At 63.0% G+C, this 1,167-nt stretch carries 1 protein-coding gene and 1 pseudogene; both read left to right on the top strand.

Translation table 11 applies throughout. The annotated features are described in order from the left end of the window. Window positions 1-287, top strand: a pseudogene (locus EOA33_RS39560) (hypothetical protein); the annotation flags it as partial. Further along, window positions 284-1,167: hypothetical protein (locus EOA33_RS36340; RefSeq protein WP_210212653.1), on the top strand; the 884-nt coding region annotated here is incomplete at its 3' end. The pseudogene EOA33_RS39560 and the gene EOA33_RS36340, both read left to right, overlap by 4 nt.

Raw genomic sequence — 1,167 nt, 5'->3', positions numbered from 1 at the left:
ACATGACGATGGCTGAGAAGCGCCTTGACCTGCAGTCGAAGCGTCAGGCAGCGCGGATCGACCAGAACCAGGTCCTGCTCGCCAACGGCATCGTACCGCCGCCAGACCCCGAGCAGATCGACGGCCAGGCGGTGCTGAAAGAGATGGCCGCTCAACGCGACATGTTCGGGCAGGCGCTCGCCGCGCTCATCCAGGTGCTTTCGCAACCGAAACAAATCATCCGGGACGCCCAAGGCCGCGCCGTGACGGCGGTCCCGATGCAAACCCCGACACAGCCGATGCAATGATCTCTCTGAAGCACGCCTATCATTCGGCCATTCCAGACAGCGGCGACACGACCATTGTCCAGCCGTCGAACTGGAATGAAGAGCACGTCCTGACGCAGACCACAGGAGCCATTCTCGGCCGCGTGAGCGTCGGCGACGGCGTGACGGAAGAACTGACTCCGGCACAGGTGCGTACTCTGCTCAATGTTGCAGATGGGGCCACGGCGAACCAGACCGATGCCTTCCTCCTGTCTCGGGCCAATCATACCGGCACGCAGCTCGCCGCGACGATTTCGGATTTCTCGACGGCGGCCGACGCGAGGGTCAGTGCGGCAATTGGCGTTACGGTGCAGGCTTATGACGCCGATCTGGCCTCTTGGGCTGGCGTGACACGCGCTTCAGGCTTCGACACGTTCGCGGCCACTCCATCAAGCGCCAATCTTCGGGCGCTGCTGACGGACGAGACAGGAACAGGCGCGGCATATTTTCAAGGCGGGAACCTTGGAACGCCATCCGCTGGCGTTCTGACCAACGCCACAGGCCTGCCGCTCTCGACGGGCGTTACCGGGACGCTGGCGGTCGATAATGGCGGCACGCCAATCCCGATCTATGCAACGACTGTCACGCTGGCCGCTGCAACGGTGCCGAACACCATAACAGCCGTCCAAGTCGCGGACTTCTCGTCGCTCGGGGATAGCGGCGGCCACAGGCGCAAGCGCGTCACTTCCCAACCGACTTGGGGCGGTATTCGCTCGACCGATCGCTTCCTGCCGAACGGCTCTGTAGATGCAGCCAACGGTGGCTGGTGGGATGTTGACGAGGCCTATCCAAATGAACTGATGTTCGGTGGCGTGTCCAGCGCCACCAACGCTGCTCAGACCGCCGCCATTCAGTCGATGCT

The organism is Mesorhizobium sp. M4A.F.Ca.ET.050.02.1.1, assembly GCF_003997725.1.
GTDB lineage: Bacteria > Pseudomonadota > Alphaproteobacteria > Rhizobiales > Rhizobiaceae > Mesorhizobium.
The sequence above is the reverse complement of the archived record's forward strand: the minus strand, read 5'-3'. Positions and strand labels throughout refer to the sequence as shown.